This is a genomic window from Streptomyces sp. NPDC051217 (assembly GCF_044455465.1).
Classification (GTDB): Bacteria; Actinomycetota; Actinomycetes; order Streptomycetales; family Streptomycetaceae; genus Streptomyces.
On record NZ_JBITEV010000002.1, the window covers coordinates 413,791 to 439,801 of the forward strand.

Below are 26,011 nucleotides of genomic sequence, written 5' to 3' on the forward strand. Positions count from 1 at the left end.
TTAATTCGTCAACACGTCTTACAAAATGGGAAAGCGCTTTCCAAGCGACCGCCGCAAAGCGACCGGTATCCGCTCTCCGGGCGTCCGCCCGGGGCCCCGACCGCTCCGCTTCCCCGTCCGGTGAACGGTGGATGAGCGGATTCCGCACGTCGCGAGTGGAGCGGGCGAACGTTTGCGGATGCGAGTGATCCCTGTGCGGTGATCGGCGCCGGGCGTTGCGGCCTCGTTCACACGCGAGCCACGCCGGGTCCCCAGCATCAGTAGGGAACCGGGACCCCACCTCGGTGTCCCGCCGCCGCGACGTACGCACTCCGGGAGAGCGCACCATGTCACGCATCCGCTCCGCGGTCACCGCTGTCGACCGCCGTTCCTTCCTCGCCGTGGCCGGCGCCGTCGGCCTGTCGGCCGGTATCGGCGCGGCGGTCGGCGCCACCGGCGGCTCCGGCAGCGCCTCCGCCGCCCCCGCGCCCATCGCGCCCGGCACCACCGGTCCCACCACCCCCGGGGCCACCCCGTCCCCCACACCCACCGGCCCGTCGGCCGACCGCACCACGCTCCACTCGCTCGCCGCACCACGCGACCGGAGGGCCGCCTTCCGGCGGATCGGGGACGGGCCCGGCTGGCGCAGGGTCGTCCGCGAACAGTTCGCTTCCGCCAAGTCCGGCCGCGAGGACCGCCGTACGGTGCTCAGCTCCTTCGTCCAGCTCACCGACCTCCATGTGACGGACGTCCAGCACCCGGTGCGCACCGAGTACGTACGCAGCGAGTCGCCGGGCGCCTGGCGCCCCCACGAGGCGCTGTCGGTGGCCGGAGCCGTCTCGCTCATCGAGCAGGTCAACGCGCTGGGCACCGGTCCCGCGACCGGGGCTCCGCTGGCCTTCGCCATGACGACCGGCGACAACACGGACAACAACTCGCTGTGCGAGCTCGACTGGTACCTCACCCTGATGAGCGGCGGGCTCGTCACCCCCAACAGCGGTGACCCGGGGGCGTACGAGGGCGTGCAGAACTCGGGCCTGCGGATGTACTGGCACCCCGAGGACGGCGCGCCCGACTCCGACAAGCGCCTGGGCTACCCCCGTATCCAAGGATTCCTCGAAGCGGCCCTGCGCCCGGTGCGCAGTCCGGGTCTGGCCCTTCCCTGGTACTCGACCGTCGGCAACCACGACAGCCTCGCCAGCGGCGCCTACGCCGACCGGACCGGCTTCCTCGCCGAATTCGCCGTCGGCACCCGTAAGTTGTACGACCTTCCGGACCTCGACGCGGCGGCCCTGCTCGCCCAGATCTCCCGGGGCGACACCGCCGACGGCGGCCCCCTGATCTCGCTCCTGCGCCGCGAGAAGCGGCGCATGCGGACGATCACCGCCGACCCGCGCCGCGCGCCGTTCACCCCGCTCCAGTACCTGACGGCGCATCTGGACTCCGCCCACACCGGCGCGGGCCCGGTCGGCCACGGCTACACGAAGGCCAACCTGGCCTCGGCGAGCCTCGACTACACGTTCTCCATGGGAGAGAACGTGACCGGGGTCAGCCTCGACACCACGGACCACGGCGGGCACTTCACGGGCTCGGTCGGTACGGGCCAGCTCGACCGGCTGGAGCGGATCCTCAAGGAGCACAGCGACGGTTACGTGGTGCTGTTCACGCACCACAACAGCTGGACGATGGGCAACAAGCGGCCCGACCCCGCCCGGCCGGGCGAGTCGCGGCACAACGGCGACGAGGTTGTCGCCCTGCTGCGGCGCCACCGTTCCGCGGTGGCCTGGATCAACGGGCACAGCCACCGCAACGTGGTGCTGCCCCACGGTTCGTTCTGGGAGATCTCCACCGCCTCCCACATCGACTTCCCGCAGCAGGCGCGCGTGGTCGAGATCGCGGACAACAAGGACGGCACGCTCTCGCTCTTCACCACCCTGATCGAGTCGGCGGCGCCGCGCGAGACCGATTTCACGGATCTCTCGCAGTCGGGCCTGGCCTCGCTCTACCGGGAGCTCGCGCTCAACGCGCCCGGGAGCCGCCAGGACCTGGCGGGCCTGTCGGACGCGCGCAACACAGAGCTGCTCCTGCGTCGCTGACAATCATATAATCCAAGGTTCATGGGTTTATGCGCCTTACAATCAAACCGTCAACCAACGACACAGCCCCTGAATCAATAACTTTCAGCCCAACTCGCCACGCGTCCCACACGGGCCCGCACCTGGCCGTTATGGACACACACCGCGATCAGGGCGACACGCGGAGCGACCAGAACCGGTCACAGAGCGGGCGGAGCACCCCCGGCGTGAGCAAGACTCACGTCCGTTGTCCGAGACATCGACCCCAGGGAGTGTTCGAAATGCGGAGCATCGCAAGAGCTGCGGCCTGTGGAGCCGTACTGGCGATCGGCAGTCTGTGCTTCACCGGCACGGCCGGCGCCCTGCCGGCCGGAGGGGCGCCCGCCGAAGCGGCATCCATCGGAGGCTTGCCGGCTCCGGCCGGCACGTCGCCGACCGGAGTGGAGGGCCTGTACGCGCCCTCGGCACTGGTGCTGACCGTCACGGACGGTGCTGATCACAAGACCGGGACGGTACGGCGCGCCGTCACGCTCAGTTGCGCGCCCACCCCGTCGGGCAGCCACCCGGACGCGGCCGCCGCCTGCTCCGAACTCAAGAAGAACGGCGCCAAGTTCGACGCCATCACCACCTCCGGGACGAACCGCGTCTGCACGAAGGAGTGGGAGCCGGTCACGGTGACGGCCGACGGCGTGTGGGAGGGGCAGCGTGTGGACTACGTCCACACCTTCTCGAACTCGTGCGCCATGAACGGGGGCAGAGGCGCGGTCTTCACCTTCTGAGACGGGCGGGCGGTCGCCGGAGACCGGTGACCCGAGGCGGCCGGGGCAGGGAATTCTCCTGCCCCGGCCGTTCCGCGTGCGGGCCCTCTTCGCCGTCCCCGGGTCTTCACATCCGCGGCCTCCGGAAGTGAAGACAACTGGCTGGATCCCGACAGGATGTCGCAATACCGGCCCCGAAGAAGCCCCGAACTCAGCTTTTCGGCAGCGGACTTGAGGAGTTCTCGCGGCGCCGCACCGGCGCTGTAAGCGCTGTCCCCCCAGGTCCGGAGGACGGTAGGCCTTCCTCCGCCTGACGGGCCGTCATATGTGACTTTCCGTACTGAGACCATTACATCTTCGCCACGTATTGTTACCTCCGTGACAGAAACGCACTCGTGGGGCAGTGGAGGAGAATCATGCGACCGTTCGCGCTGAACTACGCTTTTCCGGCGGAGAGCTCGCCGGTCGTCGGACCTTTCACCTACGACTCCGCGCTCCAGCTGAACGTCCTGCCGGACGGACGTCCCGCGATAGCCGACCGCGCGCTGCTGCTGGCCGCCGGGTCCACGACCTCGACGGCCGGCTCCAAGACGCACTTCGACGACTGACCACCCTGGCTACCCGATGACTGTGCTGATCCTCACCGCCGAGCAGGACGTCACCGCGGACATGGTCGTGGCGGAACTGCACGGGCGCGGCACACCTCTGGTGCGCTTCGACCCCGCCGATCTGCCGGGCGAGGCGGCGATGTCCGCCGAGTACGTCAGCGGCGACTTCCGCGGCCATCTGTCGGCCGGCGGACGCCTGTTGAGCATGGACGGGCTGCGCTCGATATGGGTGCGGCGGCCGGGCGCGAGCGCGGCACACGCACCCTCCCCCTCCCCCTGGCTCACCGCGGAGTCCGCGCACGCCTTCTTCGGCATGCTCTACTCCACGTCGGCGCGCTGGATGAACCATCCGCAGGCGGCGGCCCAGGCGCGCCTCAAGCCGTGGCAGTTGCGGGTCGCGCACCAGAGCGGGTTCGCCGTACCGCCGACCCTCGTCACCACCTTCCCCCGTATCGCCCGGCTCTTCGCCGCCGAGCACCGGGACATCGTGGTCAAGTCGATCACCGGCCCGCCGCCCGGCGACCCGCCGGTCTCGCTGCCGACCACCCGGGTGGGTCCCGGCGCCGACTTCGAGTCGGTCGCCGCCGGGCCCACCCTGCTCCAGCGCTACATATCCAAGCGGGCCGACATCCGGCTCACCTGCGTCGGGCACCAGTTGTTCGCCGCGCGGAAGGTCGCCGACCCCGGGCAGGTGGACGGCCGGTACGGCGAGAGCGGCCACCGCTGGGAGCCCGTCGAGGTGCCCGACCGCATCACGCGAGCCGTGTACGGCTACATGCGCGTGGCCCATCTCGCCTACGGTGCCTTCGACTTCGCCGAGGACACCGACGGCACGTGGTGGTTTCTCGAATGCAATCAGGGCGGCCAGTTCGGCTTCGTGGAGCTGGAGACGAGCCAGCCGATCGCCGAGGCCGTGGCCGCCTGGCTCGCCTCACCGCCACCCGTCTAGACCTCTGCCGGAGGATCCTCGCAGGCCCGAGCCGTGTCCGGGTGTCCGGCCGATGGGCGAAGGGGTCCCGTGTCGACCGGGACCCGCCGTCGGCCGTAGAGTTGCCGATGCGGTGCAACTGCGAAGACCTTGGTACGGAGCGGCCCTTCGGGGCCTCTTCGGCGACCCCTTTCACCGGTTACCTACGGTATTTCGCGCGGCCGGAATTGGACCGCGGCGGCACAAATCCTTGCCCAACTCGTTCTTCAACGACCAATCGAATAGCGGCGGTTGGAGATCTCTTGTTTCAAACACACGGGCTGTGCAATGGTGAACGCGCTCGGTCGGCGGCAATGCCGGGAGCGCTCAACCGTTCGATTCGGCGACGGTCGACCGCCCGGAAAGGCTCCTCCGGCCGTCACAGTCCGCCGCTTTGCGCCCACAGGTCATTTTCCCGGAGGCCTCACCACCGTCCATAGGTACGCACCAATCGGACCACCCCCTTTCAGTCGGCCGGAAATCACTGCCGCCACCATCGCGTCAAGGGACTGGACACCCCCCACTCAGTGCCCTGGAAGGCAGGACCTCTGTGCAGGATCCTCGTACGTCCAGAACCACCCCGCCCCCTCCGGCCGGCCGGCCGGGGCCCCGCTCCGAAAGCTCGGACGCGGATCTCGTCGCCGCGCTGAGGACCCGCGAGAGCGACCAGGAGGACCACGCCACCGCGCTGTTGCTCGCCCGGCACTGGCAGGCCCTGCTCGACTACGCCGAGATGCGCTCCCCCTCGACGGACGCCGCCTCGATGCTCGCCACCGCGGCCTTCGGCAAGGTCCTCGACACCCTGCGCGGCGCCGGTCCGGTCCCGGCGCTGCGGCCCGAATTCCTCACGACCGCCCGGCACACGGCCAATGTCTGGGCGGCGGAGGGCCAGAAGGCCGATACCGTCTGGGAGCACCCCGGCCGGCCGGCCGGCGCCGGCCCGGGGAGCCCCGACGTCCCGGCACCCCCGGAGAATCGGCGGCTGGCCTTCCACGCATTCCAGGCAATGCCCACACCCTCGCGGTACCTGCTCTGGCATACGGCCGTCGAGGCGGAGCCCATAACCGTACCGGCCGGTCTGCTCGGCATTGATCCGGAAAGCGCGCTCACCGAACTCGAACACTCGGGTGAACTCTTCCGCTCCGGCTGTGTACGCGCACATATCCAACTCGCGCCGGACAAGGAATGCCGCCACTACAACCGCCTGCTGGACGTGTCCCTGCGGCGCGGCGGTGCTTTGCTCCCGGACATCCAGCAGCATCTGGCGGTCTGCTCGTACTGCGCGTACGCCGCCGAGCAGTTCGTCCAGGCCGAGGGCCGGCCCGGCGTCCTGCTCGCCGAGGCGCTCCTCGGCCCTCACGGCAGGCGCTACCTCGACTCGCGGCCGGGCAGGCGCGGCGGCGCGCGGGCCGCGGGCGTACGCGGCCGCGCACGGCACTCCTTGGGCGGGCGGCCCCGGGTGCTGCCCCGGGTCACGGTGCTGGGCAAGCGGGTGCTGACCACCCCGGGCAGACCGAGGACCGTGCTGCTCAGCGGGCTCGGCCTGGTGACCGTCGGCCTGCTCGCCGTGACCGTGTCCAGCCTCACCGCCGGTGAGAGCGGCGGCGAGGCGGTGGGACCGTCCGCGCCCATCGGCTCGGGCACCGCGACGACTTCGCCCGACCCGGGTTCACAGGGAGTCTCCGGTCCCGGCCAGAAGCCGCCGACGGGCGCGGACGGCGTCCCGTCGGGCCCGCTGCGGACGACGCTGCGCAGCGCGGACGCCGATCTCTGCCTGGACCTCCGGGACACCCGGCCCACCGCCGGCTCCGAGGCGACGCTGGCGATCTGCTCGACCTCCGCCCGGACGCAGCTGTGGCTTTACGAGGAAGACGGGCTGCTGCGCAACGGCGCCGACCAGGATCTCTGCCTCAACTCCCGTACGGTGGACGGCTCCCTGATCCTCGGACCGTGCACCGACCCGCCCGCCGAGAACGCCACCGACGTGCGCTACGACCTGACGGTGCAGGGGCATGTGATCCCCCGCTGGGACGACTCGCTGGCCGTGGTCCCGACAACTCCCGTGGCGGGTACCTCCGTCGTTACGAAGACCCGTGACGAGTCCACGCTCCAGAACTGGTCGACCACCGCGGCGCCGAACAGCCCCAGGTCCCTGCCGATCGTGGGCGGCAGCGGCCGGGGAGCGGCGCCGTCGGCCGACACGAAGTCCGCACTCCGGAACACCGGCAGGTCGGCGGAGCCGAAAGAGTCCACGGAACGCGGGGGCGCGAACGGCGGTGGTGGTGGCCGTGGCCCCGGTCTCGAGACGCCCGGACGGGGCGAGGGGCGGCAGGACACGGAGGGCGACCGCCACGGGCGTGGCGACAACGATGTCCGCACCGGAAACGGAAAGGGCAACCCGGGCCAGGAGCGGCGCGACGACGTCCGGTTCGACGGCTGAGGGCCCCGGGCTCCTGCCGCCGGGGCTCACACGACGCCGGTCCCGTGCGCCATCAGCAGCCCCACGTCCAGCGCCGCCACGGCCACCGCCCCGACGAACGGCGCCTTCTCCCGGCGGCGGCCGAGCAGCAGCCCCGCCACCGCGATCACCGCGGCGGCGAGCGGGACGAGCACGGCACCCACACCTGCCCGGCCCTGCGGACCCAGCGTCAGCGCCACGGACGCCGCGACCAGCGGGACGGGCAGCAGCAACCGGGTGCCGGTGGCGCCGAGTCGGTGCGGCAGCCCCCGTACGCCGGTGGCCAGATCACCGCGGATGTCGGGCAGGACGTCCGCCAGGTGCGCCCCGACGCCGAGCAACGCGCCGCCGGTGACGGCCCACCAGGCGGGCCAGGGGCTGCCCGGCAGACTCAGGGAGACGAGAGCGGGCAGGCTCGCGAATCCGATCGCGTACGGCAGCCAGGACAGCACCGTGGCCTTGAGCCTCAGGTTGTACGCCCACGCGGCGCCCACCGCGATCAGATGCGTGGTGCCGGCGAGCGCGCCGGTGGCCAGCGAGAGCGGCACGCAGAGCGCGAGCGCGCCGAACGCCGCCGCCCACACCGTCCCTTGGCCGACCTTCCCCGCGACGACGGGCTTGTCCCGGCGGCCGTTGGCGGTGTCGCGCAGGGCGTCGTACGCGTCGTTGCACCACCCCACGGAGAGCTGACCGGTCAGCACCGCGACGGTGAGCAGCAGACAACGGCCCGCGCTGTGGCCCGCGGTGGCCCCGAGGGCGAGGGTGAGCGTCGTGACGGCGACCACCGGTCCCGGATGGCAGGACAGCGCCAGGGCCCGCCCGGCGCTCAGCGACCGGGCCCGCCAAGGGGGTTGGGCGTTGCCGGTCCCGGCCTCGCGCGTACTGATTCCCGGGTCCACATCGGCGTCCACGCGCCGATCGTAGGCGCGCGGCGGGCGTCGGCGTGGCAGCCGGACGGGCGACTTACGGTGTCTCATCCCTTCCTTCGGCTGTTGGGACGGTTATGACATCCCCAGGCTGGAATCGATGACCCGAATCGCCGCCGTCCACGGCGTCCTCGCTCCGTACCGCAACACCCAGTCCGAGATCACCGACATGGTGGCGCGCACCTGTCTGCCGGCCGGTACCGACCGGCACGTGCTCGACCGGCTGCACGAAAGCGCGCGGGTCCGCACACGCCACATGTCCCTGCCGCTGGACGACTACGTCAAGATCGACGGTTTCGGCGCGGCCAACGACGTGTTCATCGAACTCGCGGGTGATCTGGGCGCCGAGGCCGTGCGCGGGGCGCTCGGTACGGCGGGGCTCCGGCCCGAGGACGTGGACCTCCTGCTCTTCACCTCGGTCACCGGCGTGGCCGCTCCCTCGGTGGACGCGCGCCTTGTCGGGCGGCTGGGGCTGCGCCCCGATGTGAAACGGGTGCCCATGTTCGGACTCGGCTGCGCCGCCGGAGCGGCGGGTGTCGCGCGGCTCCACGACTATCTGCGGGGCTGGCCCGAACAGGTGGCCGTACTCCTCTCGGTCGAACTGTGCTCGCTCACCTTCCAGCGCGACGACGCGTCGTTGGCGAATCTGGTGGCGACCGGGCTCTTCGGCGACGGCGCGGGGGCGCTCGTGGCGGTGGGCGACGACTTTCCCGCACCGGGGCGGCCGGGCCCGGCGGCGGTCGGTCCGGCGGTCGCCGGTCCGTCGGTGGTCGGTCCGTCGGTGGTCGGTCCGTCGGTGGTTGCCACACGGAGCCGGATGTACCCGGACACCGGCCATGTCATGGGCTGGTCCGTCACGGGCTCGGGCTTCCGGGTCGTCCTCGATTCGTCGGTGCCCGAAGTCGTCCGCCACTTTCTCCCCGACGACGTACGCGCCTTCCTCGCGGAGCACGGTCTGACACCCGCCGACATCACGGGGTGGGTCTGCCACCCCGGCGGCCCCAAGGTCCTGGAGGCCGTGGCCGAGGCGCTGGAGCTGCGCGAAGGCGCCCTCGACGTCACCTGGCGCTCCCTGGCCGAGGTGGGGAACCTCTCGTCCTCGTCCGTCCTGCACGTCCTGCGCGACACCCTCGCCGACGGGCCCCCGGAGCCGGGCAGCCCCGGCCTGATGATGGCGATGGGCCCCGGTTTCTGCTGCGAACTCGTCCTGCTTCGCTGGTGAGTTGGAGAACACATGTGGTGGTACACGGCACTCGTGCTCGCTGTCGCGTGCGAGCGCGTCGCCGAACTCGTCGTCGCCCGGCGCAACGCCCGCTGGAGCCTGGAGCGCGGAGGTACGGAGACCGGACGCGGGCACTACCCGGCGATGGTCGCCCTGCACACGGCTCTGCTGGCGGGCGCGCTCACCGAAACGGCCCTGGCCGGGCGGGCGTTCGTGCCGGCGTTCGGCTGGACGATGGTGGGTGTCGTCGTGGCGGCCCAGGCGCTGCGCTGGTGGTGCATCCGGACTCTGGGGCCGCGCTGGAACACCAGGGTGATCGTCGTCCCCGGCCTGCCGCTGGTGTCCGGCGGCCCCTACCGGCTGCTGCGGCATCCGAACTACGTGGCGGTCGTCGCGGAAGGGCTGGCTCTGCCGTTGGTCCACGGGGCATGGGTGACGGCCGCCGTCTTCACCGGGCTCAACGCGGCCTTGATGGCGGTCCGTATCCGGTGCGAGAACACGGCGCTCGGGGCGGCACCGGCCGGTGCGCCCGCGTGATCGACGTCCTGATCGCCGGCGGTGGCCCCGCCGGTCTCGCCGCCGGGATCCACGCCGCCCGGTCGGGGCTGCGGGCCGTGGTGGTCGAGCCGCGCACCACCCCGGTGGACAAGGCGTGCGGCGAGGGCATCATGCCCGGCGGCGTGGCGGCGCTGCGCGCGATGGGCGTCGAGGTGTCGGGGCGCGAACTGCGCGGTATCCGCTACCAGGACGGGGTACGGCGCGCCGAGGCGCGTTTCCGGGACGGTACGGGGCTGGGTGTACGCCGTACCGAACTCCACGCAGCGCTACGGCGCCGGGCGGACGCCCTGGGGGTGGAGACGGTCCGGGGCAAGATCGGCGAAGTACGGCAGAGCGCCGACCGGGTGTACGCCGGGGGCCGGACCGCGCGGTGGCTGATCGCCGCCGACGGGCTGCACTCGCCGATCCGCCGGGGCCTCGGTCTGGATCTGCCGGACCGGGCCCCGTCCCGCTACGGGCTCCGACGGCACTTCCACGTGGAGCCGTGGTCCGAATTCGTCGAGGTCCACTGGTCGCGGCACGGAGAAGCGTATGTGACGCCGGTCGGGGACGATCTCGTCGGCGTGGCCGTGCTGAGCCGCGAGCGGCGGGGTTACGGCGAACACCTCGCCCGCTTCCCGGACTTGGCGCCGCTGCTCGGGGAACGGCCGGCGAGCGGCGTGCGTGGCGCGGGCCCGCTGCGGCAGCGGGTGAGCAGCCCGCTGGCCGGGCGGGTGCTGCTGGTGGGCGACGCCGCCGGTTACGTGGACGCGCTGACCGGGGAGGGGGTCGCCCTGGCACTCTCCACGGCCGGGGCGGCGGTGCGCGCGCTGGCGGACGACCGGCCGCAGACGTACCCCGCGGTCTGGTCGAAGCTGACGAGACGCCACCGCCTCCTTACGGAGGGCCTGTTGCGCGCCACCCGAAACCCGGGCGCGGCCCGCCTGATCGTGCCCACGGCGGCCCGTCTCCCATCGGTCTTCGCGGAAGCGGTCCACGCGTTGCAGTAGGGCGGACTGTCCGGCGCCCGCGCCCGGCACGGCGGCCGTACGGCCCGCGGGCCGGAGAGCCCGCCGTACCGGAATCCTCAGTCCACTCAGCGGCTTCGTCGCCGTCCGCGCGGTGTACGGGAACGGTCGGACAGGCGCGGAACGCGCGCCATGTGCCTGCCGTCGGCGACGACGGCGGGCGTTCGGAAAGGCCGCGCCGCGCGCGACGCCCAGGAGCCGTCTCCGGCAGCCTCGTATACCGGCCTTGCCTCCTCAGGAGGTGAGAGCCCGGCCCCACCCGGCGCCGGCTCCGCTCAGACTCCCGCGCCCGGCTCGAACCAGGTCGGTTCGTCCGCGAGTGCTTGCTTGATGCGGAACTTGGCGAACTCCCGCAGCTCCGGCAGCGCGTCCACGGGGAACCACGCCACCTCCAGGGACTCGTCGTCGTTGACCCTGGCCTCCCCGCCCGTCGCGCGGCACCGCATGGTGATGTCCATGTACTGGCACAGGTCCCCGTTGGGGTACGTGATGGGCTCCGGCAGCGCCTGGATGAGGACGACGCGCTCGGCCGTGCAGCGCACGGCGGTCTCCTCGTACACCTCGCGCTCCGCCGTCACCGCGGGCTGCTCCCCCGGCTCCGGGATCCCCCCGATGATCGACCAGTTGCCCGTGTCGGCGCGCCTGCCCAGCAGCACCCGCCCGTCGTCGTCGAAGACGATCGCGCTCACTCCCGGCAGGAGCAGCAGCTTGTGCCCGGCGGTGGCGCGGATCTCTCGGATGAAGTCTGGCGTTCCCATGCCGCCGACCCTATGCGGACGCCCACGGCCCCCGGTGGCGGTCCCCCGGATCCGCGTGCCCCGTCCCGCCTCAGCCGGCGTCGGCGGCGGGGCGCCGGCGGACGCGTACGGCCCGGGTACCCGCCCAGCCGAGACCGCCGACGGCGATCGCGGCCAGCAGTGCCTCGGGCAGCGTGCCCATCCGGGTGGCGGGCGTCTGCGAGGAGCGCAGCGGCATCTCACGTACGAGCGCGTCCGGGGTGAACATCTTCGTCTCGTCGACGACCTTGCCGTCCGGCATGATCATCGCGCTGACACCGCTGGTGACGGGAACGACGACGGCCCGGCTGTGCTCGACGGCCCGCACACGGGACATCGCCAGCTGCTGGTAGGTCATCTCGCTGCGCCCGAAGGTGGCGTTGTTGCTCGGCACGGTGATCATCTGCGCCCCGTGGGTGACGGTGTCGCGGACCGCCCAGTCGAAGGCCGCCTCGTAGCAGGTGGCCAGACCGACCTTCGTCCCGGCCAGGTCGAACACACCCACCTTGTCGCCCGGCCCGAAGTCGCGTCGCACCCGGTCCACGTCGGAGCTGAAGATCCGTACGAAGGAACGCATCGGGATGTACTCGCCGAACGGCTGGACATGACGCTTGTCGTACGTCGCGACGGGCCCCTTCTCGGGGTCCCACTCGATCAGGGAGTTGCGCAGCTTGCCCGTGTCGGGCGAGAGAACCGAGCCGACCACCGTCGGCACTCCGATCGCCTTGACCGCGTCCTCGATGACCAGGCGCGCGTCGCCGTTGCGGAAGGGGTCGAGGTCCGAGGAGTTCTCGGGCCACAGGACGAAGTCCGGCAGCGGCTCCTTGCCGGCCTTGACGTCGGCGGCCAACTGCTCCGTGCGTTTGGCGTGGTTGTCGAGCACCGCCCGGCGCTGGGCGTTGAAGTCGAGGCCCAGGCGCGGCACGTTGCCCTGGATCGCGGCGACGGTCGCGGTGCCGTCCTCGGCCGAGTCGTCCACGAGGGGCAGCGCGGCGAGGGCGCCCGCGACGGGGACCAGTACGGACAGCGCGGCGACGGCGACAGCGGCCCGCCGAACCGGCCGTGCCGCGCCGTCGCCGCGGACAGCGCGCTCCGTGCCGTCGGTGCCGTCGGTGTCGTCGGTGTCGTCGGTGTCGTCGCCACGGCCGGCGCGGTGCGCGAGGACCTGCCGCACCACCTCGTACAGACCGAAGCCGCACAGCACGACGGCGAAGCCCAGCACCGGGGTGCCGCCCACCGCCGCGAGCGGCAGGAACATGCCGTCCGCCTGGCCGAAGGCGATCTTGCCCCAGGGGAAGCCGCCGAACGGCACGCGGGCGCGCGCGGCCTCGCCGAGGATCCATACGGCGGCGGCGAGCACCGGCCACGCGGGCAGCCGCGACACGGCGGCGATCCCCACACCGACGGCGCCGATGAACAGCGCGGACACGGCGGCCAGCGCGACCCACGGCAGCGGGCCCACCTCTTCGCCCGTCCACTTCAGGAGCGGCAGCAGGAAGCCGAGACCTGCGAGGAAGCCGAGTCCGAACCCGGCACGCGGACGGCGGCCCCGCAGCGTCCAGCCGAGCAGGGCGAATCCGGGCAGCGCCAGCCACCACAACGGCCGGGGCGGAAAGCTCGCGAAGAGCAGCAGCCCGGACAGCACCGCGGCGCCGGGCCGTCCGAACCGGCGCGGCCACCGCCTGCCGCCGGGCGCGGGGACAGGCTCGGCGGGTTCGACGGGGGCGATGGTGGTGCTCACCCGGCGGAGTCTACGGTGGCGGCTCCGGAGGGCGGCAGTCCGCCCTGTACGGGGGCTCCGGCGGGGGCGGCACTCCACTTCGTAGCGCAATGTTTCCGTGCGAGATCTCCACACACCCCCTCCCTTGCGATTACCGTGTGCGCAGCCCTGGGGTGGCTGCGCAGTGCCCCGGCCGATCCGGCACCAGGGCGTGATCGGGTCGGGGGGTCTACGGAATGGCTGTACCGGCAAGCCGGTCCGTCGCGCGCGAGAACAGCGGCACCTCCGACGTCGTCGGCACCGTGGTGTTCGTCGGCTGTGCGGTGTGGGCCCTGGTCAGCGCGGCCGGCCGGGAGGGCAGACCCGAGGGTGTGCTGCTGGCCGTGCTCGCGGTCGCCGCCGGTTACACGTGCGGGCGGATCTCGGGGTCCCTGGCGCCGGTCGCGACGGCCGGAACCCTGGCCGTCGCCGCGTACGTCCTGGCGGTCGCCGCCCGTCACGACGTACCGGGCGAGACCGCGGAGAGCGCGGCGCCGCCCGGTGACACGGGCGCGGTCGCCGCGCTGCTGGTCCTGGCCGTGGGGGCCGCCTGTTGCGCGGCGGCCGCCGCGGGGACGACGAGGCAGCGGAACACCCTGCTGGTGTCGGCGGGGGTGGCCGCTCTCAGTGGTCCCGTGCTCGGTTCGGTGGCGGGGATGGTGGCCGCCGTCGGGGTGCTGCTCTGCTCACTCGCCGCGGCGAGGATGCGCCACCGATTGCTGGGTCTGGCAGGTTTCGCCGGCGCGACGTGTCTGATGGTCGGCGTCTCGTGGGCGGTGGCCGTACAGGCGCTGCCCGAAGGGCTGGCGGCCTCGCTGGAGGGGCAGCTCACGGCGCACCGGGTTCTTCTGTGGGAGGACGCGGTGGATCTCGTACGGGCCAATCCGCTGCTGGGCGCGGGGCCCGACCGGTTCGGCGATCTGAGTCCGACCGCGCTGGAGTCGTTGAACTCGGACGGCAAGCCGCACTCGGCGCTGTTCCAGCTGGCGGCGGAGCAGGGTGTCGCGGGGGTTCTGCTGCTGGGGGCGGCCTTCGGGTGGCTTCTGTACGCCCTGTGGCGTTCACCGCGCGCCACTCCCGTCGTACTGTCCGCCGGGGCCGCGCTGACGGCGCTGGCCGCTGTGGCGACCGTGGGGAACGCGCTGAGTTTCACACCGGTGACGGCGGGCGCGGGGCTCCTCGCGGGCCTGGCGACGGCGCGGTCGCCCGACGGGGCGATACCGGAAGGGGAACCGGTCTGATGTCCGCCCGGCCGGCGAGCGGGAGCGGAGCGGCCGTCACGGGCGAACCGGGACCCGTGGCCTCACGTCAGGACTCCGCCGACCCGCCGATGGCCGTTCCGCCGCCCCTGGCCGGGCCGAGGTGCGACTTGCGGAGCGTCACCTTCCCCGTGGCCGCCGTGCGGAGCCGGTCGCGGATGACGCGGACGGCCGCCTCCGCGTTGTCGACGGTCACCGTGAACGTCCTGCCGTCGCCCAGGCTCAGCACGAGGCCCTCGCCGCGCCGTACGACCACGGCCGTGCCCCGCTCCGGTCGCCAGCGGTAGCCCCAGCCGCCCCACTGGCGTGGTGTGACGCTGGGCTCGAAGTCGGCGCCGGTGACATGGGCGAGCGGGATACGGCGGCGCGGCAGCCCCGCGTGGCCGCAGCGCACTTCCAGGTGCTCGTGATCGACCTTGACCGCCACGTGCACGAAGGCGAGCGTCCCGAAGAGGATCAGCAGACCGGCGGCCACGCAGCCGACCACGGAGGCGGCCAGCGCGATGATGCCGTTCTCCCAGGAGGACTGGACTGCCAGCTCGATGCCGAGGACGAGACACGCGACGCCCACCGCGGCGAACAGCCACTGAATGCGGTTGTGCGCTCGGCCGGTCCAGATTTCGGGGAGGGGCACTGTGCCAGGCCCCCCTCGCCGGGGGTGCTCCGTCATGGTTGCAGCGTACTCACGATCCGCCGGACGGGCACCGCCGCGGCGGGAAGGGAAGTGGTGACCCCGACGGGACAGCCCGCGCGAGGCCCACACCACGACGCCCCACCACCGCCCCAGCGTGACGATCCGCACTCCGATCCCCCAGAAGGGTCAGCCCCGGGCTGACCCACGAAGATCCGCCGGACAGGCCCCAGGGCGTGTCCGGGTAGTCCCGCCTGGCCCGCGGCGGCTGTCACGGCACCTCGCCGCGTTGTCTTCAGCCGGCCACGTACGTCCGGTCCATCCACAACGCCGATCCTCCGCCTCGCGACGCACCGCACCAGCCGCCGCGGGCCCCGCCCTGCGGGCGGACGGCGCTACTTCGCGGACACGCCCTAGTGCACTCGCGTGACAGCGGCGAGCAGCCGGCCCTCCGCGTAGGTCAGGGCCGCGTCCGGGAGGGAGGCGCGCTCTCCGCTCAGCAGGACGGTCAGCTCGCCGGGCTCGGCGGCCGGCGTGAGCGTCGGCGACGCGGTGTCTCCGAGGCGGCGCAGCGCCTGCGCGGCGACGGCGTCGGCCGAGCCGTACAGCGTCAGCTCCGGCAGGCCGCGCTGCCGCAGCGCCGCGTGGATCCGTTCGCCGACGAGTTCGTAATGGGTGCAGCCCAGGACGACGGTCCTTACCTCACGAGGTGTGCGGTTGGCCGCGGCCTCGACTGCGCGCTCGATGCCCGCCTCGTCCGCGTGCTCCACCGCGTCCGCGAGCCCCGGGCACGGCACCTCGGTGACGTCGACCGAGGCGGCGAAGGTGCGGATGAGGTCACGCTGGTAGGGGCTGCCTGTGGTGGCGGGGGTGGCCCAGATCGCGACGGGCCCGCCCCCGGCCGCCGCCGGCTTGATCGCGGGGACCGTGCCGATGACGGGAAGTCCGGGCTCCAGGGCGGCGCGCAGTGCGGGCAGGGCGTGCACCGACGCGGTGTTGCAGGCGACGATCAGCGCGTCGGGCCGGTGCGCGGCGGCGGCGCGGGCGACGGTGAGCGCGCGCTCGACGACGTCGTCCGGCGTACGCGGTCCCCACGGCATGCTCTCGGGGTCGGACGAGAGTACGAGACCGGCGTCCGGCCGGAGCCGGCGCAGTGCGGCGGCCGCGGCGAGCAGCCCGAGACCGGAGTCCATCAGCGCGATCTTCACCCGGTCACCATAGACGACCGCCCTTGCGGTCCCGCCGATGTGGGGCAGACTGCGGCGAATGAGCGCCATCGCCTGGATCGCCGCGGCCTCTCTTGCCGCGTGGGGCTTTCTGCTGCTGGGTCAGGGGTTCTTCTGGCGAACGGATCAGCGGCTGCCGCCGCGTGAGGATCCGCCCGCGTGGCCGTCCGTCGCCGTGGTCGTGCCCGCGCGTGACGAGGCGGAGATGCTGCCGGTGAGTCTGCCGTCGCTGCTGGCTCAGGACTATCCGGGGCGGGCGGAGGTCTTCCTCGTCGACGATTCCAGCTCCGACGGGACGGGCGCCCTGGCCCGGGAGTTGGCCGACCGACTCGGCGGGCTGCCGCTGACCGTGATCTCCCCTCCCGAGCCGGCGCCCGGCTGGACGGGAAAGCTGTGGGCGCTGCGTCACGGCATCGAACAGGCGCGGGCCGGAGAGCCCGACTACCTCCTTCTTACGGATGCCGACATCGCGCATGAGCCCGACAGTCTGCGTGAACTGGTGGCCGCCGCGCGGACGAACGGTCTCGACCTGGTCTCGCAGATGGCCCGGCTTCGGGTGGCGAGCGCGTGGGAGCGACTGATCGTGCCCGCCTTCGTCTACTTCTTCGCACAGCTGTATCCGTTCCGCCGGGTCAACAAGCCGGGCGCCCGGACGGCGGCGGCGGCCGGCGGCTGTGTACTGCTGCGGACGGAGATGGCCGTGCGGGCGCGGATCCCCGACTCCATCCGGCAGGCCGTGATCGACGACGTGTCGCTGGCCCGCACGGTGCGCAAGGCCGGGGGCCGGATCTGGCTCGGTCTCGCGGAGCGGGTGGACAGCGTGCGCCCGTATCCGCGGCTGACCGACCTGTGGCGGATGGTGGCGCGCAGCGCGTACGCCCAACTCCTGCACAGCCCAATCCTGCTGGTCGGCACGGTGGCCGGGCTCGCGGTCGTCTATCTGGCGCCGCCCGTGGGGGTGTACGCGGGTCTGTCCGGCGGTGACACGCCGGCCGGTCTGCTGGGCGGCGCGGCGTGGGCGGTGATGGCCGGCACGTACCTGCCGGTGCTGCGGTACTACCGGCAGTCGCTCTGGCTGGCTCCCCTGCTGCCCTTCACCGCCCTGCTCTACCTCCTGATGACTGTCGATTCGGCCGTGCGGCACTACCGGGGCCGCGGTGCGGCCTGGAAGGGGCGTACGTACGCCCGTCCGGAGGCCGCACCGGAGCGTTGACTCAGATCGCCGTCGGGACCCGGGTCACTTACGGCCGGGCGTCCAGTTCATGCCCCAGCCGTACGCGTAGTCGATGGTGCGCTGCGGGCTGACCCCGCGTTCCGGCACAAGGAATCGCGCTTCGCGCTGGACGAGGAGATCGGAGCCGGTATTGGTGATCAATGCCAGCGAGCAGACCGTGGAGGGAACTGTGCACTCGCCGAGCGAGAAGTCGATCGCGGCGCCGTTCTGCGGCTGGAGGGTGACCGTCGCGTCGAGATCGGCGAAGCTGCGCGCCCCTTCGTAGATCGTCACGAAGATGACCACACGGCGCAGTTGGTTCTTGTGGTCGAGGTTGATGCTGAGATTCTCGCCGTTCGCCGAACCGCCGGTGCGGTCGTCACCGTCGAGATGGATGAACGGCGGCTGGTGAAGCGCCCCGAAGGCATTGCCGAGTGCCTGGACGACGCCTTTGCGGCCGTCGGTCAGTTCATAGAGTGCGCACAGGTCGAGGTCGAGATCGCCGTGCATGGCGACGGCGCGGCCCAGCTTGGCGCCCCACCCCTTGAACTGCTTGCGCACCTGCCAGGTGAGATTGACGCGCATCTCACCCGAGTTGCCGCCCTGCTTGGACAGGGAGACGGACGGCGCGTCCTTGGTCAGTGTGACCTTGCTGAGCCGCACGGGAGCGGGGGCGGCCACGGGGGGCGCGGGCGGCGCCGGCGGTGCGGGGGGCGTGTACCGGGGCGCGGCGGGTGCCGCGACCGGGGGCGGCGGCGCGGGGGCCACGGGCGCCGGGGCCGCCCGCTGCGGCTCGTCGACGCTGATGCCGAAGTCCGTTGCCAGGCCTTCGAGTCCGCTGCTGTAGCCCTGGCCGACCGAGCGGAACTTCCAGGCGCCCTGCCGGCGGTAGAGCTCACCGAGGACGAACGCCGTCTCGACGGTCGCGTCCTGGCTGTCGTACCGCGCGATCTCGGCGCCCGACGCGGCGTCGAGGACTCGTACGTACAGACCGGGCACCCGGCCGAAGTTGCCGCCGTCCGCCGACGCGGCGACGACGATCCGCTCGATGTCCGCCTCCACGCGACCCAGATCGACGGACAGGGTGTCCGTCACGGTGCCTGGACCGGTGCCTTTTCCGTCGTACCGCACCGCGCCGGACGCGTGCGACGGCTGGTTGTAGAAAATGAAGTCCGCGTCCGAACGGACCTTTCCCGCCTTCAGCAGGAGCGCCGAGGCGTCGACGTCCGGCGTCCCGGGCGCTGAACGCCATCCCAATTCGACACGCACGCTCGGTGCCGAGACCGGAACATTGGCTCCTTTAAGCATGGACATGCTCGCCCCCATCGAGAGTCAGGTGACCCAAAGTTATCCGTTGCGCCAAACCTAATCGCTGAAGCGGCCATCGCGCCCGGGCGGACCGACGAGTAACCCCTCTGGAGCTTGCCCTTTACACGATCACAACGCTGCTGGACGACCGATTTTCCCAAGTTCGCTCGCATTGGGGATCCGAAGTGGCCCAGAGCTCCCGAAAGAACCCACTAATCGGACTCCCCAACCGGCACATCGTGGGCTTAACTTATGTTCCATGACCTCCCCCCGCGCCACCTACGGCGGCGGTTACTACACCGCGCCGTCGTTCCCGGACACCCCGATCTACGACTCACTGGTCGCGGAGCGGGGCACGCCTCAGATCGCCCCGATCCGAGTGCCTTCCGCCTACGACACCGGCAGCAGCTATCAGAGCAACAGCTATCTGCCGGCGCTGCCTTCGGCGCTCCCCGCCCTTCCGGCAGCTCCTTCGCAGCCCACGCCGTCGTACGGCGGCGGGTACCAGCCGCAGCCGGCGCAGCACCCCGTGCCGCTGCAGCACGCCCCGGCGCCCTACATTCCGCAGCAGGCCCCGCCGCCCCGCGGCTACCAGGGCGCTCAGCCCTACCCGGCCCAGCAGCAGCCGCAGCAGCCGCGTCCTCAGCAGCCCCGCCCGCCGCAGCAGCAGCAGCGGCCGGGCTCGCCGACGGGGTACGAGGCCATGCGACCCGCCGCACCGCGCCCGGCGCCCGCGCCGGTGCAGTACGACGACCCTTACAACCGGCCCTACCAGAGCCGGGGTTACTGACATCGGGCGGTCCTTGAGGCCGTAGACGCGGGGAACACACCGGGACGGGCGGAGGCGGGCCGGGAGGAGGCCGGGGGCCGGCGGGCAGCCGCCGGACGCGCCCGGCCGGGAGCCGCCGCGAGATCGCGTGCGCCCGAGCCGACAGGTCACCGGCGGACGGACCGCGAAGCGGCGGCGTACGTACGGACGGTTCACGAACAGGCGGGCCGGGGACGGGCGTTGGCGTCACCCACACAGATGCTCATACGAATGACATCGTGGTGGACATATTCGGGACCGAGGTTGACGCGTCGCTCGTCAACGCGCGGGCGCACAACTGGTTCAGCCGCCACCTCGGGGTGGAGGTCCGGCTGCCACTTCTGAGCGGACACGGGCGGACACGGGCGGGGCGCACCCGGCCGATCGATCCGCGGTGCGCCGACGCCGGGCCGGGCCGACGAGAGCCCTCCGCCGTTGAACCATTTCCAGGCCGTTGATATCGCTTCCGGCTGAATCTCGTCGTCCCGGGGACGGCTCCCCGGGCGGGGCACATGTGGCGTGGGACGCCGTCGATGAGATCGTCCTCGGTGTCGCCGAGCCGTCCGGGCGCCCCGTGATCACCACGAACCGACCGCCGCCGGGCCGGATCCGGCCCGTCGAACCCAAGGGTGATTTCGCTCTCCCTTCGGCCCTTTTGTGCGTGCGGCGCCTCTCGCCGGGCTAAGACGGACTGGGGAACGGACGGAAACCGGAAGGGGCGGCACGATGCGAGCGGTCGTGGGGCTGCGGCGCTGGCGGCACAACCCGCTGCGCAGAAAGACCGATCTTGTCGAGGCATGGGTGGCGCTGGGCGCCCTGCTCCTGCTGATCCTCGCCGTGCCGGCGATTGGCTGGATCTCGGGCTCCCTGACCGACGGCGCGTTCCGCCGGACGATCCAGGCCCAGCACCAGGAACGGCACCACACGCGGGCTCTGGTGGTCCGCCATCCGCACGCGCCCGCCCGTGTGGCGTTCGACCCCGAGACCTCGGCCGCGCGCGACACCGGCCGGCCGGTGATCGCCGAATGGACGGCCCCGGACGGCAGTCGGCAGACCGGAGTCGTCCGCTCGGCGCCGGCGCGTATCCAGGCAGGCGAGACCTTCCCGGTCTGGACCGACGGCGAGGGGCGGCTCGCCAAGCGTCCGGTGGACCTCACCACCGCCCGTACGCACGCCGTGCTGGCGGGCCTCGGATTGGCCGCGGTCGCCGCCGGTCTGGTCGAGGCCGGCCGGCGGCTGATCGTGTGGAATCTCAATCAGCGTCGGTACGCGCGCCTCGACATGGCCTGGGCCAAGGCCGGTCCCGACTGGGGCCGTACGGGCGCGGGCAGCTGAGCACGGCGGCCGGGCGGCGCGTCTCGCGGCGCCCAACCCCAGCGGGAACCGCTCTTGGGTCAACTCACCGGTGCCGCGCGCGCTACGGTGGTGCGACCCGGTCCTCTGTGGCGGCCGGGACTTCCTTGAGTTGACCCCGGAGCGGGTCCGGTCGGCACAGACGCGCAGGCGCACGAGGTGGGGACAGAACAACACCATGGCACAGGGCACCGTCCAGGTGACGCACACCGGCACCTCGCGTTGGCGCCGCCGTACCGGCGAGTACGCCTCTCTCGCCGCGGCTCTGGAAGCCGCGAGCGACGGCGACATACTCACCGTCGCGCCGGGCACCTACCGGGAGAATCTCGTCGTCACGCGCGCCGTCACGCTGCGCGGGCCCGAGGGCTCGGCGGGCTCGGTGCGAATCGCGCCGCCGGACGGCGTGCCGCTGACGGTGCGCGCCTCCGCGACCGTCCACGACCTGCATGTGGAGGGCCAGGACACGACCGCGCCCGCGCTGCTCGTGGAGGACGGCACCCCGGAGCTGACGGATCTTCGGATCGTCACCCGCTCGGCCGCCGGCATTGAGGTGCGGGGCGCCGCGCGCCCCACCGTCCGCCGCTGCACGGTCGACAATCCGGCCGGGGTCGGGGTCGCCGTACTCGACGGCGCCGGCGGGGTCTTCGAGGACTGCGAGGTGGTCGCGGCCGGGCAGTCGGGCGTCTCCGTACGCGGCGGCGCGCACCCCCGGCTCGAACGGTGCCGGATCCACCACGCGTCGGGCGGCGGCCTGACGGTCACCGGCGAGGGCAGCGGTCTGGAGGCCATCGGCTGCGAGGTGTACGAGATCAAGGGCACCGGTGTGCAGATCGCCTCGCGCGCCGCCGCCCATCTCACCGACTCCAGCGTCCACCGCACCTCGGCGGACGGCATCACGCTCGACACGGACGCGGTGCTGACGCTCTCCGACTGCGACATCCATGACATCCCGGAGAACGCGGTCGATCTGCGCTCCCGCTCCGTCCTGACGCTGACCCGCTCCACGGTGCGCCGCTTCGGCCGCAACGGTCTCTCCGTCTGGGACCCGGGCACTCGCGTGGACGCCAACCAGTGCGAGATCCACGACAGTACGGGCGACTACCCGGCGGTCTGGGTGAGCGACGGGGCGACGGTGGTCCTCGACTCGTGCCGCGTGCACGACGTACCGGACGCGCTGTTCGTCCTCGACCGCGGATCCCGCGCGGATGTCGTGGACAGCGACCTCTCCCAGGTGCGCAACACCGCCGTGTCGGTGAGCGACGGCGCGACGGCCCAGCTCGACGACTGCCGGATCAGGGAGGCGGCCACCGGCGCCTGGTTCCGCGACCACGGCAGCGGCGGCACGCTCAACTCCTGCACCATCGACGGTGTGCAGACCGGTGTCATCGTCACCAAGGGCGCCGACCCCACCATCGAACGCTGCACGATCACCTCGCCCGCCGAGGCCGGTTTCTACGTCTCCGCCGAGGGGCGCGGCACGTTCCACGACTGCCGGGTGACGGGCAGCGGCGGTTACGGCTTCCATGTGATGGACGGCTGCCGTACGACGCTGACGCGCTGCCGCACCGAGCGCTGCGCGCGCGGGGGTTACGAGTTCCCGGACGGCGGTGCGCCGGGTGCCGAGGGCCCCGGCGCCGGGCCGACCGTGGAGGACTGCACCAGCGACGAGAGCGGTGTGCTGGTCGCGGCGCCGCAGCCGACGGCCGTGCTGACGGCGACCCAGACGACCGGGCTGCTGGGCGCGGTCCCGGCGCAGGGCGCCACGCCGGTGCCGGACGCACCCCCGGCCGAGCCGGTACGGGAACCGGGCAAGGTCCTCGGTGAACTCGACGCGCTGGTGGGCCTGGAGAGCGTCAAGCGTGAGGTCCGCGCCCTCACCAACATGATCGAGGTCGGCAGGCGCAGGCAGCAGGCCGGACTCAAGGCCGCGTCCGCCCGGCGCCATCTGGTCTTCACCGGCTCCCCGGGCACCGGCAAGACGACGGTGGCCCGGCTGTACGGCGAGATCCTCGCCTCGCTCGGGGTGCTGGAGCGCGGTCATCTCGTGGAGGTCTCCCGGGTGGACCTGGTGGGTGAGCACATCGGCTCCACCGCGATCCGTACGCAGGAGGCCTTCGACCGGGCGCGCGGCGGCGTGCTGTTCATCGACGAGGCGTACGCGCTGTCGCCCGAGGACTCGGGGCGCGACTTCGGGCGTGAGGCGATCGACACGCTGGTCAAACTGATGGAGGATCACCGGGACGCGGTGGTGGTGATCGTCGCCGGGTACACGGTGGAGATGGAACGCTTCCTGGCCGTCAACCCCGGTGTGGCGTCCCGTTTCTCGCGCACCATCACCTTCAGCGACTACGAGGCGGACGAGCTGCTGCGGATCGTGGAGCAGCAGGCCGAGGAGCACGAGTACCGGCTGGGTGCGGGCACCGCCGAGGCGCTGCTCAAGTACTTCACCGTTCTGCCCAAGGGGCCGGCCTTCGGTAACGGCCGCACCGCGCGCCAGACGTTCGAGTCGATGGTGGAGCAGCACGCGAGCAGGGTCGCCCAGCTGCCCGAGACCAGTACGGACGACCTCACGCTGCTCTACGCGGACGATCTGCCCGAACTCCCCTGACCCCGGGCCGGGTCGACCCTGTCGGCCTTCCGCGCTCAGCCGGTCCGTCGCGCCGCCTTCGCGCTGCTGTCGCGCTGTCCCGGCAGTGCGGGCGGCAGCCGGTCGAGCAGCGCCGCGCGCTCCTTGGCGAAGACGGGGTCGGCCTGGTACTCGGAGTGGCCGAGGATCGGTTCGGGCAGCGGGTGGCGCTCGGTACGGCCGTAGGCGAGCGGGTCCTTGAGCGGCCCCTGGTCCACGGCCGGTCCGTCGCCCTCGCCCTCCCCCTCGCCGTCAGCGTCGGCGTTCAGCCGGACCGGTCCGCCTATCGGGTCGGTGGCGCGCCACAGGTTGCGCCAGCAGTGCACCTCCCTGCCCAGGTCACTGAGGGGCGCGGCACCGAAGTAGGCGGGGAACCAGCGGCCGTACAGCCTCTCCAGCGGTGAGCCGTATGTCAGCAGCGCCACCTGGTGGCGGGTGCCCTCGCGCAACTGCCAGACGGCGGCAGCGGCCAGCACGCTGCCCTGAGAATGCCCTGAGATGACGAGGCGTCCGCCGGTGCGGTCGGTCCAGGAGGCCATCCGCCAGGTGAGGTCCGGTACGGCGCGTTCCGCGTAGCACGGCGGCGCGAAGGGGTGCGAGGCGCGCGGCCAGAAGGTGCCGACGTCCCAGAGGATGCCGATGGTGCGCCGGGCGGAGGCGTCGCGGTAGGCGCGGCGGCCCCAGGTCACGAAGAGTATGAAGCCGAAGCCGATCAGCCAGGAGCCGAGCGCCTGCGCGGTGTCGGCGATCGACTGGATCAGCGCGGGTCCGCCCTCGGCGGCCCGGCCCGGCACGTCCCCGCTCAGCCAGGCGCCGACGACGGCGCCGGTGCCGAGCAGGAGCGTGGCGCCGGAGACCAGACCGACCAACCAGGGTGCCGCGTCGGTGAGTTGGGCGCGGGCACGGGCGCCGGCGATCCGGCGGGTACGGACGGAGTCCGGGGTGACCTTCGTCTCCCGAGACCCGTACTCCGCCTCGACGACCGGCGCGAGGCGCCGGCCCGTACGCACGGTGTCTACGGCGAGGACGACGACCGGGATCACCAGGAGCACCAGCAGGACGGGGATGACGGCGGCCTGCCAGCTCAGCAGCACCGGCGGTCCCACGATCGTCCCCTCCCCCATGCCCGGCGTGCCGGACCCGTCGAGCCAGTCGCCGACGCGCTGGGCCACGCCACCGGTCATCACCCCGGCCAGGGCACAGGCCAGCATGGCGACGGCGGGGCCGCCGAGGCCGTACAGCGCGATCCTGGCGTGCGGGGCGCGGCGGTGCAGGGCGAGGGCCGCCGCCGCGAGGGAGACGACGAGAACGCCCTGGGCGATCATCAGCACCGGGAACGTCACGGCGCCGGGCAGGGTGCCGGAGGAGACCCAGTCGGGGCGGGACCAGGCGGCGTACACCACCGCGACGCCGAGCAGGACGAGGGAAACGGCGGGCAGGCGGCTGATGAGCGCCTTGTCGAGCGTGCCGTCGCGCTTGCGCTCGCTGCGGCCCCTGCTGCACACCACCCAGAGCACAACGAGCGTGCCGGCGACGAGAGTTGCCTGGAGCAGCCAGCCGACGGTCTCCCGGGCGGCGCCGGAGGCGCCGCGGTCGTAGCGGGCGGCGGCGCCGGTGACCGCGCCCGCGACGGTGAGGAATCCGGCGGCGGTGTGCGCGGCGCGCAGGCGGGCGACGAGCCGGCGGCCGTACCAGAAGCCGGGCCTGGCGAGCGCGGGGCGGTAGGCGTCCGTGGCGTCGGGGGCGTGGGGGGCGCCGGGGGTGTTGACGACCTCCGTGTCCGGGTCCGACGGGCTTCCGCCGCGACCGGCGTCGGTCGGCGGGCGCTGGGACTCGTAGGCGCTCCAGGTCCGGTTGGAGAGATACCAGAGTAGGCCGACCAGCGCGGCCGGTACGAGAGCGGCAAGCGCGAGCCGGCGGCCGGGCTGCGCCCACCAGCCGTCCCCCGTGGCGGACAGGAAGCCCAGCCAGGACCTGTCGTCCGCGCAGCCGGCGGAGCCCGCGCACTGCCAGGCCACCAGGTCGAGGGCGACCTCGCAGACGGCGGCGGTCAGCAGCACGGTGAGCGTGAGGGCGAGCAGCCGGACCAGCACCCCGTACAGCCGCTGGGTCTTGGCCAGTCCGTTGGTCGCCGGGCGCATCCAGTGCGCGAGGTTGACGACCATGAAGGGAAGCAGCAGCAGCCACAGGGCGCGACTGGCGTTGCCCGAGGTGAGGTTGGACCAGCAGTACGCCTCGGGCACCGGCCCGTCCTCGTACCGCTCGGGGTGGGACTCGGCGTCCTCGTCGTCGGGACGCCGGTAGATGGCCGCCGTCTCGTCGCCGGTGATCCGGACCGTGTACGGATCGGCGAGCATTTCCTGCGGGGTGGCGCCGCCGACGCCGTGGACCAGCAGTTCGAGCGCGGCGCCGTCGCTCCGGTCGGCGGTGGGCTCAGAGGACACGTCGATGACTCGCTCCCAGGTGGCATCTCGCGGACGGAGTCCGCCCTCAG

20 protein-coding genes are annotated in these 26,011 nt (G+C 72.5%); 13 read left to right on the forward strand and 7 right to left on the reverse strand.

Annotation, left to right across the window (positions count from 1 at the left end; all coding sequences use genetic code 11):
• The first annotated feature begins 326 nt into the window (after positions 1-326).
• The 5 genes from ACIBBB_RS06955 (at position 327) to ACIBBB_RS06975 (ending at position 6,827) form a co-directional block, all read left to right on the forward strand.
• Positions 327-2,075, forward strand: coding sequence for a TIGR03767 family metallophosphoesterase (locus tag ACIBBB_RS06955; protein WP_398979516.1), 1,749 nt, complete (start codon positions 327-329; stop codon positions 2,073-2,075).
• 260 nt (positions 2,076-2,335) lie between these two features.
• Entirely contained in the window at positions 2,336-2,833 is a 498-nt protein-coding gene (locus ACIBBB_RS06960) for a subtilase-type protease inhibitor (RefSeq protein ID WP_398979518.1), read from the forward strand.
• A 395-nt stretch (positions 2,834-3,228) separates the two neighbouring features.
• Positions 3,229-3,420 carry a putative ATP-grasp-modified RiPP gene (gene tgmA / locus ACIBBB_RS06965; protein WP_398979520.1) on the forward strand — a complete coding sequence of 64 codons (192 nt, stop codon included), beginning with the start codon at positions 3,229-3,231 and terminating at the stop codon, positions 3,418-3,420.
• 16 nt (positions 3,421-3,436) lie between these two features.
• Positions 3,437-4,369, forward strand: a complete 933-nt coding sequence (tgmB, locus tag ACIBBB_RS06970; protein WP_398979522.1) for an ATP-grasp ribosomal peptide maturase — start codon at positions 3,437-3,439, stop codon at positions 4,367-4,369.
• 568 nt (positions 4,370-4,937) lie between these two features.
• Entirely contained in the window at positions 4,938-6,827 is a 1,890-nt protein-coding gene (locus ACIBBB_RS06975) for a ricin-type beta-trefoil lectin domain protein (protein WP_398979524.1), read from the forward strand.
• A 26-nt stretch (positions 6,828-6,853) separates the two neighbouring features.
• On the opposite strand, the gene ACIBBB_RS06980 is transcribed toward ACIBBB_RS06975, so the two are convergent.
• Positions 6,854-7,756: a UbiA family prenyltransferase gene (locus tag ACIBBB_RS06980; protein WP_398979526.1), complete on the reverse strand. Its 903-nt coding sequence runs from the start codon at positions 7,754-7,756 to the stop codon at positions 6,854-6,856.
• Positions 7,757-7,871: 115 nt separating this feature from the next.
• Between ACIBBB_RS06980 and ACIBBB_RS06985 the strand changes: the two genes are divergently transcribed.
• Genes ACIBBB_RS06985 through ACIBBB_RS06995 form a run of 3 tightly spaced genes read left to right on the forward strand, consistent with a single transcriptional unit; the run spans position 7,872 to position 10,540 of the window.
• The gene (locus tag ACIBBB_RS06985) at positions 7,872-8,993 is read left to right on the forward strand and encodes a type III polyketide synthase (protein WP_398979529.1); all 1,122 of its coding nucleotides are present in this window, start codon (positions 7,872-7,874) and stop codon (positions 8,991-8,993) included.
• Between the two features lie 12 nt (positions 8,994-9,005).
• Positions 9,006-9,530: an isoprenylcysteine carboxyl methyltransferase family protein gene (locus tag ACIBBB_RS06990; protein ID WP_398979531.1), complete on the forward strand. Its 525-nt coding sequence runs from the start codon at positions 9,006-9,008 to the stop codon at positions 9,528-9,530.
• Positions 9,527-10,540: an NAD(P)/FAD-dependent oxidoreductase gene (locus ACIBBB_RS06995; RefSeq protein WP_398979533.1), complete on the forward strand. Its 1,014-nt coding sequence runs from the start codon at positions 9,527-9,529 to the stop codon at positions 10,538-10,540. The genes ACIBBB_RS06990 and ACIBBB_RS06995 overlap by 4 nt, the downstream gene beginning before the upstream one ends.
• 293 nt (positions 10,541-10,833) lie before the next feature.
• Here ACIBBB_RS06995 and ACIBBB_RS07000 read toward each other — a convergent pair whose 3' ends face one another.
• Positions 10,834-11,316 (reverse strand): NUDIX hydrolase, encoded by a 483-nt coding sequence (locus ACIBBB_RS07000; RefSeq protein ID WP_398979535.1) that lies wholly within the window; start codon positions 11,314-11,316, stop codon positions 10,834-10,836.
• A gap of 70 nt (positions 11,317-11,386) precedes the next feature.
• Complete coding sequence (lnt, locus tag ACIBBB_RS07005) at positions 11,387-13,075, reverse strand: apolipoprotein N-acyltransferase (protein ID WP_398979536.1); 1,689 nt, start codon at positions 13,073-13,075, stop codon at positions 11,387-11,389.
• A 215-nt stretch (positions 13,076-13,290) separates the two neighbouring features.
• Here lnt and ACIBBB_RS07010 point away from each other — a divergent pair, with 215 nt between their 5' ends.
• Complete coding sequence (locus tag ACIBBB_RS07010; RefSeq protein ID WP_398979538.1) at positions 13,291-14,334, forward strand: O-antigen ligase family protein; 1,044 nt, start codon at positions 13,291-13,293, stop codon at positions 14,332-14,334.
• 67 nt (positions 14,335-14,401) lie between these two features.
• Here the strand turns inward: ACIBBB_RS07010 and ACIBBB_RS07015 are convergent, their stop codons facing one another.
• Positions 14,402-15,022: a hypothetical protein gene (locus ACIBBB_RS07015; protein WP_398979540.1), complete on the reverse strand. Its 621-nt coding sequence runs from the start codon at positions 15,020-15,022 to the stop codon at positions 14,402-14,404.
• A 374-nt stretch (positions 15,023-15,396) separates the two neighbouring features.
• Positions 15,397-16,191, reverse strand: a complete 795-nt coding sequence (locus tag ACIBBB_RS07020; RefSeq protein WP_398980063.1) for a glutamate racemase — start codon at positions 16,189-16,191, stop codon at positions 15,397-15,399.
• A 58-nt stretch (positions 16,192-16,249) separates the two neighbouring features.
• Between ACIBBB_RS07020 and ACIBBB_RS07025 the strand changes: the two genes are divergently transcribed.
• The gene (locus ACIBBB_RS07025) at positions 16,250-17,422 is read left to right on the forward strand and encodes a glycosyltransferase (RefSeq protein WP_398979543.1); all 1,173 of its coding nucleotides are present in this window, start codon (positions 16,250-16,252) and stop codon (positions 17,420-17,422) included.
• 24 nt (positions 17,423-17,446) lie between these two features.
• On the opposite strand, the gene ACIBBB_RS07030 is transcribed toward ACIBBB_RS07025, so the two are convergent.
• Positions 17,447-18,736 (reverse strand): TerD family protein, encoded by a 1,290-nt coding sequence (locus tag ACIBBB_RS07030; protein WP_398979545.1) that lies wholly within the window; start codon positions 18,734-18,736, stop codon positions 17,447-17,449.
• Positions 18,737-18,989: 253 nt separating this feature from the next.
• On the opposite strand from ACIBBB_RS07030, the gene ACIBBB_RS07035 reads away from it, so the two are divergent.
• The 3 genes from ACIBBB_RS07035 to ACIBBB_RS07045 all read left to right on the forward strand — a co-directional run bounded on the left by ACIBBB_RS07035 (position 18,990) and on the right by ACIBBB_RS07045 (position 23,499).
• Positions 18,990-19,520 carry a DUF6643 family protein gene (locus tag ACIBBB_RS07035; RefSeq protein ID WP_398979547.1) on the forward strand — a complete coding sequence of 177 codons (531 nt, stop codon included), beginning with the start codon at positions 18,990-18,992 and terminating at the stop codon, positions 19,518-19,520.
• 744 nt (positions 19,521-20,264) lie between these two features.
• Complete coding sequence (locus ACIBBB_RS07040; RefSeq protein WP_398979549.1) at positions 20,265-20,873, forward strand: hypothetical protein; 609 nt, start codon at positions 20,265-20,267, stop codon at positions 20,871-20,873.
• Between the two features lie 196 nt (positions 20,874-21,069).
• Positions 21,070-23,499: a right-handed parallel beta-helix repeat-containing protein gene (locus ACIBBB_RS07045; protein WP_398979551.1), complete on the forward strand. Its 2,430-nt coding sequence runs from the start codon at positions 21,070-21,072 to the stop codon at positions 23,497-23,499.
• 35 nt (positions 23,500-23,534) lie between these two features.
• On the opposite strand, the gene ACIBBB_RS07050 is transcribed toward ACIBBB_RS07045, so the two are convergent.
• Positions 23,535-25,967 (reverse strand): hypothetical protein, encoded by a 2,433-nt coding sequence (locus ACIBBB_RS07050; RefSeq protein ID WP_398980065.1) that lies wholly within the window; start codon positions 25,965-25,967, stop codon positions 23,535-23,537.
• Positions 25,968-26,011 lie beyond the last annotated feature (44 nt).

Bases quoted from the DNA above. Each gene is read 5' to 3' on its own strand.
- ACIBBB_RS06955 (WP_398979516.1), top strand. From the start codon at position 327: ATGTCACGCATCCGCTCCGCGGTCACCGCTGTCGACCGCCGTTCCTTC.
- ACIBBB_RS06960 (WP_398979518.1), top strand. From the start codon at position 2,336: ATGCGGAGCATCGCAAGAGCTGCGGCCTGTGGAGCCGTACTGGCGATC.
- tgmA (WP_398979520.1), top strand. From the start codon at position 3,229: ATGCGACCGTTCGCGCTGAACTACGCTTTTCCGGCGGAGAGCTCGCCG.
- tgmB (WP_398979522.1), top strand. From the start codon at position 3,437: ATGACTGTGCTGATCCTCACCGCCGAGCAGGACGTCACCGCGGACATG.
- ACIBBB_RS06985 (WP_398979529.1), top strand. From the start codon at position 7,872: ATGACCCGAATCGCCGCCGTCCACGGCGTCCTCGCTCCGTACCGCAAC.
- ACIBBB_RS06990 (WP_398979531.1), top strand. From the start codon at position 9,006: ATGTGGTGGTACACGGCACTCGTGCTCGCTGTCGCGTGCGAGCGCGTC.
- ACIBBB_RS07000 (WP_398979535.1), bottom strand. From the start codon at position 11,316: ATGGGAACGCCAGACTTCATCCGAGAGATCCGCGCCACCGCCGGGCAC.
- ACIBBB_RS07010 (WP_398979538.1), top strand. From the start codon at position 13,291: ATGGCTGTACCGGCAAGCCGGTCCGTCGCGCGCGAGAACAGCGGCACC.
- ACIBBB_RS07015 (WP_398979540.1), bottom strand. From the start codon at position 15,022: ATGACGGAGCACCCCCGGCGAGGGGGGCCTGGCACAGTGCCCCTCCCC.
- ACIBBB_RS07025 (WP_398979543.1), top strand. From the start codon at position 16,250: ATGAGCGCCATCGCCTGGATCGCCGCGGCCTCTCTTGCCGCGTGGGGC.
- ACIBBB_RS07030 (WP_398979545.1), bottom strand. From the start codon at position 18,736: ATGTCCATGCTTAAAGGAGCCAATGTTCCGGTCTCGGCACCGAGCGTG.
- ACIBBB_RS07035 (WP_398979547.1), top strand. From the start codon at position 18,990: ATGACCTCCCCCCGCGCCACCTACGGCGGCGGTTACTACACCGCGCCG.
- ACIBBB_RS07040 (WP_398979549.1), top strand. From the start codon at position 20,265: ATGCGAGCGGTCGTGGGGCTGCGGCGCTGGCGGCACAACCCGCTGCGC.
- ACIBBB_RS07045 (WP_398979551.1), top strand. From the start codon at position 21,070: ATGGCACAGGGCACCGTCCAGGTGACGCACACCGGCACCTCGCGTTGG.